The 6,547-nt window shown below is 40.7% G+C and carries 7 protein-coding genes; 6 read left to right on the top strand and 1 reads right to left on the bottom strand.

Translation table 11 applies throughout. From position 1 onward, the window contains the following. The first annotated feature begins 247 nt into the window (after positions 1-247). From mtrH to thsA, 6 genes are all read left to right on the top strand, one after another. Positions 248-1,171, top strand: a complete 924-nt coding sequence (mtrH, locus tag ACUVXA_RS14045; protein WP_445871906.1) for a tetrahydromethanopterin S-methyltransferase subunit H — start codon at positions 248-250, stop codon at positions 1,169-1,171. Between the two features lie 52 nt (positions 1,172-1,223). Beyond that, positions 1,224-1,580, top strand: a complete 357-nt coding sequence (locus ACUVXA_RS14040) for a DsrE/DsrF/TusD sulfur relay family protein (protein WP_445871905.1) — start codon at positions 1,224-1,226, stop codon at positions 1,578-1,580. A gap of 12 nt (positions 1,581-1,592) precedes the next feature. Beyond that, positions 1,593-1,949: a DsrE family protein gene (locus ACUVXA_RS14035; protein WP_445871904.1), complete on the top strand. Its 357-nt coding sequence runs from the start codon at positions 1,593-1,595 to the stop codon at positions 1,947-1,949. 11 nt (positions 1,950-1,960) lie between these two features. Next, entirely contained in the window at positions 1,961-2,299 is a 339-nt protein-coding gene (gene tusB / locus ACUVXA_RS14030) for a sulfurtransferase complex subunit TusB (RefSeq protein WP_445871903.1), read from the top strand. 47 nt (positions 2,300-2,346) lie between these two features. Continuing rightward, positions 2,347-2,763 (top strand): pyridoxamine 5'-phosphate oxidase family protein, encoded by a 417-nt coding sequence (locus tag ACUVXA_RS14025; RefSeq protein WP_445871902.1) that lies wholly within the window; start codon positions 2,347-2,349, stop codon positions 2,761-2,763. A gap of 75 nt (positions 2,764-2,838) precedes the next feature. After that, on the top strand, positions 2,839-4,524 hold the full coding sequence (thsA, locus tag ACUVXA_RS14020; RefSeq protein WP_445871901.1) for a thermosome subunit alpha: 1,686 nt from the start codon (positions 2,839-2,841) through the stop codon (positions 4,522-4,524). A gap of 30 nt (positions 4,525-4,554) precedes the next feature. Here the strand turns inward: thsA and ACUVXA_RS14015 are convergent, their stop codons facing one another. Beyond that, complete coding sequence (locus ACUVXA_RS14015; RefSeq protein ID WP_445871900.1) at positions 4,555-6,441, bottom strand: ASKHA domain-containing protein; 1,887 nt, start codon at positions 6,439-6,441, stop codon at positions 4,555-4,557. Positions 6,442-6,547 lie beyond the last annotated feature (106 nt).

Genomic DNA, 6,547 nt, shown 5'->3' with positions numbered 1-6,547 from the left:
CACGCTTAAAAACCGTTTCACACCGCCTTAGACCAACCAAAGATAGAAATCAATGAATTTCATAATAAAGAGATAATAAAAATTATAAGCATAAATAATCAAAAAGAAGTATATTCTTCCCATAAATACGGATTTGGAATCTAACTCAGACAGCAAGTGAAGTGCTCAAGGGTTAGACCAAGGCCAATATTACCAATTTCTTTAAACGGACAAAAAATTTTCAAGAGTGGAAAGAGAGGTATGTGATATGTTTATTTTCGAGAAGGAACAAAAAGTTTGGGACATTAATGGTGTAAAAATCGGTGGGCAACTTGGTTCCTACCCCACGGTGCTGATAGGAAGCATTTTTTATGATAAACACAAAATTGTTTCTAACCGTCAAAAAGGTATTTTCGACAAAGAACAGGCTGAAGCACTACTGAACAAACAGGATGAGATGGTTGACAAGACTGGAAACCCTTGCATTGTTGATATTGTCGGAGATACTGCTGAAGCTCTTATAAAGCACATTGACTTTGTGGCTTCGGTAACAGAGGCCCCATTTCTAGTTGATAGTACCATAGCAGCCGCTCGGCTTGAGGCGATTAAACACGCTGTAGAGGTGGGACTAGTTGACCGAGCAATCTACAATTCCATAGATGTCCACTCCAAAGAGGATGAACTTAACACTCTAAAAGAACTAGGTATAAAATCCAGCATGCTGCTGGTGTTTAGCCCTAAGGCTTTAATGCCCGAAGGACGTTTAGAACTTTTAAAGGGTTCTAGTGGAGAAGAAGGACTGATTCAAAAAGCCCAGAGAGCAGGAATCCAAAACATACTTATAGACACAGCGGTGCTTGATGTGGTGAGCATATCTTTCGCAGCCCAGACCGTACACTCAGTGAAAAATGAGTTGGGATTTCCTGCGGGGTGCGGGCCCTCCAATGCCATAACTGCTTGGAAGAAGATCAAAAAGGATTTCTCACCCACTTCATACAAGGCTTGTCTATCGGGCTCTGTACTAGTAACAGTTATGATGGGAGCAGACTTCGCCCTGTACGGTCCTATTGAGGAGGCTGAATCAGTTTTTCCCGCATGCGCTATGGTAGACGGTCTCATATCATACTATAACAAAAGAAAATACAAAATAAGACCGGAATCTCCAACACACCCCTTAACCAAAATATTCTAAAGCAGAAACAGGCGGAATGGACGAATTTGTATTGTTATTGTGTGGTGATTGAATGGGTAAGATAGCAATTTTACTGTTTACTACCCCGTTTCAGTTTCAGAATTCGGATACTGCGGTTGAATTTATAAAAGCGGCTCTGGAGAAAGGACACGAGGTTACTGTTATTGGTCTGGGAGACGGAGTTTATAACGTGGCGAAATTTTTGATTCAGGAGGAAATGCCTTCTCCTGTTAATAAGTTTAGGGAAATGACAGAGCATGGTGTAAAATTTGTAAACTGCTTTCCCTGTGTTACCGCTCGAGGATTGAGCCCTGAAGAAGACTTCATTCCGAGTGCCACAATCGAGAGCACTACCACCGTTTTAGAAATCATGCAAGAGGCAGATCGCTTCTTTGCTTTAATGATATAAGGAGGCTTTAATATGACTCTTCTGCTTATAATTAGGAAACCACCTTTCGGCTGGATACATATTGTGGAAGCTGTCCGATTGGCAGCTGCAGCAGGCTCTCTTGCAGTTCCGGTAACTCTGCTCTTTATAGATGATGGGGTTTATTGCCCTATGAAGAATCAGTTTCCAAAAGCCATAGGATACTCGGCCATAGACCGGTTTCTTAGAATGCTGCAGAATTTTGAGTCAAAGTTATACGTGGTAAAAGAATCAATGGAAGAAAGAGGACTCACCGTGGATGATTTAAACCCCGCCATTCCCATTGAAAATATTGCTCAGAGCGAGGTAGGGAAAATTATTGCTAAGAACGATTTAGTGATGGCTTTCTGAGGGAGTAAAATATGGCGACGTTAATACTGGTATCCAAATCGCCTTACATCACAAAGGATAACGTGTACGCGTTTGAAGCGTCTCTAAATTTGAAAAAAATGAACGAAGAGGTCGGAGTGCTATTAATTCAGGATGCGGTGCTTAGCGCAATTCAGGGACAAAAGGGTAAAATAGAAGAGTTTGTTAAAAAAGCCCTGGATTCGGGCATCACTGTTTATGTTTTGAAACCGGATGCTATAGCTAGGGGAATCTCTGAGGAAAGAATGATAAAGGGTGTAAAGTTTGTAGATTATGGAGGATGGGTTGACCTCACAATGGATAAATACCAAAAAATTGTGAGTTGGACATAACATAAAAATCCTTAAACCTATTATGTATTAAAAAGAGGCTTTCCGCTGTGATTAAAATCCCGAGAGAGGTTGCCAACATTTTTAATGACCCAGAATCGGTAAAGGTTCTGGTAACACTGAACGAGCACGATGTTCCCCATTGTGTTCCTATAGGAACTCTGGCAATTCCAACCGTCGATATTATAGCCTTTGCTGTGATTATGGCAGAGCGAACACACCAAAATTTACTGAATAACCCTGACAAAATAGTGACCACCACCGCAGTTAAGGGCTGGGAGAGCTATCAGATAAAGGCAAAACCAGTGGAATACCTAACCGAAGGAGCCGCTTTTGACGCTTTTAGACAAAGATTTGGAACCCTCATCTTGGGCACGGAGTTTGAAATTAAGGGAGTGTGGATTCTAGAACCTTTGGAAATCTACAACCAATCAATAGGACCTGAATCAGGTGAAAGAATAGCATAAGTTAATTTTATCCCCATCCATTTTTCAAGTTAGGATAAGAATTTGGGAAAGTGAGAGCTTTTGCTGGGAAAGGATGTGTCTCTAATCTTTAAGCCCGTTTACAAGCAGCGACGCGAGTTCGATCTGGCGGTTCTTAAAACTAATATTATGGTAGCGGGTGTTATATGCCAGATAGTAAAAAACACTATTGGGCCATACAGTGTGAACAAAGCAATTATCAAAAAAGACGGAGAAGTTCTGATAACCAGTGATGCGGTTACAATATTAAAAAATCTTAAGGTTGAGCATCCGGTGGCTAAAATTTTAATTGGAATGGCAAAAGCCCAGGACGCTATAGTGGGGGATGGAGTAGCCACCGCAGTAATTATAGCGGGCGAGTTTCTAAGAAAAGGGGAGACCCTAATTGATCAGGGTCTTCTACTCTCAAGTATTCTAAAAGGATACGATATAGCGTTAAAAAGAGCAGTTAAAAAATTAGAGGAAATTGCTACCCGGATAAATCCTGACGAGGAGCAGATACTACGGAAGATGGCTACAACTGCGATAAGCTCAAAAATTATCAGCTTAACTGAAAACATAACTGATTTTAGCGATATTGCCCTCGAACTAGCTAAACGAGTTATGAGTAAGGTTAATGGAAAGACAATATTAAATATCGGAGACATTAAAATTATCAAAAAAAGAGGGGGCTCTCTTAGCGACTCCTACCTTGTGGATGGATACATTATAGATGATAGGGAAATCGTTCATCCCGATATGCCCAGAAGAGTTGAAAACGCTAACATAGCCTTGGTAAGAAGTCTGGAATTAAAGGAAATTACAGGTAGTTGGTGGGAAACTATAGGGAAAAATATGGGAATTGAGGTTAGTGAACTGGAGGAGCATAAGGCCTTCCTTGATGCGAGAAGAACCATGGTTAAACAAATAGTAAGTAGATTGGTTTTAAACGGAGTAAATGTGCTGTTCACAAATAAGGGGTTGGATGAAATAACTGAGCATTATCTCGCAAGAGCCGGAATACTTGCTGTTAAGCGAGTTTTTCTGCAAGATATGAACCGAATTGCCAAGGTGACCGGCGCACAAATTGTGTCCAATTTATTCAATGAAAATTTAACATCGGACAAGCTGGGACAGGCACAAGTTGTTGAGGAATGGCGGCCCTCCAAAAAAGAAGACTATATTATAATAAGTGGGTGTCCAGCTTACGGGGCTTCGAGCGTCATTATAAAGGGAGGAAATGAGTATGCCTTGGATGAAGCTGAAAGAAGCCTTTATGATGCACTATACGTTATAAGAAATATTCAGGAAGATCCGCGAATCATAATGGGAGGCGGAGCAGCGGAGATAGAGCTTTCCAGGTGCTTGACAGAATATGCGCAAACTTTCAAGGGGAAGGAGCAGTTGGCGATTCAAGCTTATGCCGAAGCACTGCAAATTGTGCCTCAAACCTTAGCAGACAATGCCGGACTAGACGTAACAGGAATTTTAGCTAAATTGAAGACTAAACATAGCGAGGGAATAGTTGGGGCCGGTGTGGATGTGAATGATGGTAAGGTTAAAGATATGAAGCAGTTGGGGATTTATGAGCCGCTGAAAGTAAAGGTTCATGCGTTAAATGCAGCTACAGATGTGGCAAGAATAGTTCTAAGAATAGATGAAATCATACCGGCTAAGGGTCTTGAGAAAGAAATAGAACCGGAGCCCGAAGAAGAGAAAAAGCAATTGGATGCCATAAAAAAGAAATACGAGTTAGAATCATAAAAAATAAAAACTGTGAAAATTGAAGGTTCCCTATCTATTTTCTTCTAGATATTTTTTTATGGAAGGATATTGGTCAAGGCGTCTATAGGGAATCATTGTAGAGTTTATGAATTCTCTTTGAAAACCTGGTTCAGCCATTAACTCCACATATCTTATCCATCTGGCTAATCTTTGGGCGGTTTTTCGAACATCCTTTGATACCAGAGCCATTTTGGCTCCTGCCAGAGCAGTATTCCCCACAAAAGAAATTTTTTCAGTGGGAATATCAGGAATAAGACCCAGAAACTTGGCACTCTCCGGGTTAATGTAATTGCCAAAGGCTCCAGCAATAAACACCCGGTCTATACCCTCTTCGGTCACCCCCTTTTTATCCATTAGAACTGTACAACCGGTGTGTATGGCTGCTTTCGCTAATTGAATTTCCTCAATATCCTTCATAGATACCGTAATATTTTTTCCAGCTTCTGTTTCTTCTTTCCAAGCTATTACAAATTCAGGCCTTCCCTCCGTTTTCACTATTCTAGAATGGTCTATGTTGTTGAATTTCCCTCTCTCACTTATGATTCCACACTTGAACATCTCAGCCACGGCATCAATTATTCCGGAGCCACATATGCCCACCGGTTTTGTTCCGTCTATTGTTTCGTATTCCACATTAAAGCTTTTGGGCTCGATTTTTATCCTCTCAATGGCTCCTGTTACTGCCTTCATACCGTGCTGAATGTGCACTCCCTCAAAAGCGGGTCCTGCAGCACAGGAACAGCTGACAATGTCTTCCTTATTACCTACAAAAACTTCGCCATTGGTGCCCACATCTACAAGTAAACACATTTCGTCCCTTTCGTAGATTGCAGTCGCTAATACATCTCCAACTGCGTCTGCACCCACGTATCCCGCAATATTGGGTAATACGTGAACACTTGCTCTAGTATTTGCATTTATGTTTAGTTCTTTGGCCTTTACTATAGCGGGACCTTTTACTCCCGGTACATAGGGTGCCAAGTGTAAATATTTGGTTTGAATTCCTAAAAATAGACTGAACATGGCGGTGTTTCCAACAACCGTCAACTCATAAATTTCCCTAGGATCTACACCCGAATCTTTACAAGCCATTCGAATTATTTCGTTAATACCCTCGGTTACTAGATTCTGTAATCTCTGTTTATTCTCAAGTGTTTCTTCTGCGTATGAAATTCGAGACAGTATGTCTTCACCATAAGCAATCTGGGGATTCTCAATTGATCCAACACCAACAACCCCACCACTGTTCAAATCGACCAAGTATCCAACGAGCTTGGAAGTACCGATATCAATCGCAAACCCAAAAATTCGCTTAGTGGTATCGAAAGGCTCCAAATCTATAACTCTTCTATCTCCCAGAGTAGTAACTGTTAAATTCCAATCCCCCTCCCTTAGAACATCTGGAAGTATTCTCAAGAGTTCATATTCAAATTCCAAATCCTCGAGATTGTATAACTTTTCCAGATTGGTTAAAATATTTAAATCATCTGCGATGGGGTTTTGAATGGTAGGCTTGTCCAAGACTAAATTAATTTTCCTAACATTCGGTTCTAGTTTAACAGGTTGTTCCATACCCTGAATCTGAATTCTCCTAACACTTAATCGACTCTCACTTGGAATAAATACCACCAAATTACCACGGATTGTAGCCATACAGGCTAACCGATATCCTTGATTAATTTCTTTTGGTGTTAGGTGTTCTCTCTCCGTGTCGGTCACCTCATTTAGGTTACGCTGATTCTCGACTATGATTCTGCATTTTCCACATTTTCCTTTCCCGCCACATTCGGAGCGGATTCCCACACCTCCTGCTTTAGCAGAATCTAGTATGTTTGACCCGCTATCTGCTACGAGTTTCTTTCCCTCTGGTTCGAATCTTAAGTCGAATTCTTTCACTAGTTCGCCTCCAAAACCGATGAAAAAATAATATTAACATAGTCTTAAGTGATTTTTTATAGATTGAATAGTTTAAATTTTATTTCATAAGTATAAAATTTATATT

It is taken from the genome of Candidatus Jordarchaeum sp. (assembly GCF_052745115.1).
This window is presented reverse-complemented; position numbering and strand designations above follow the sequence as displayed.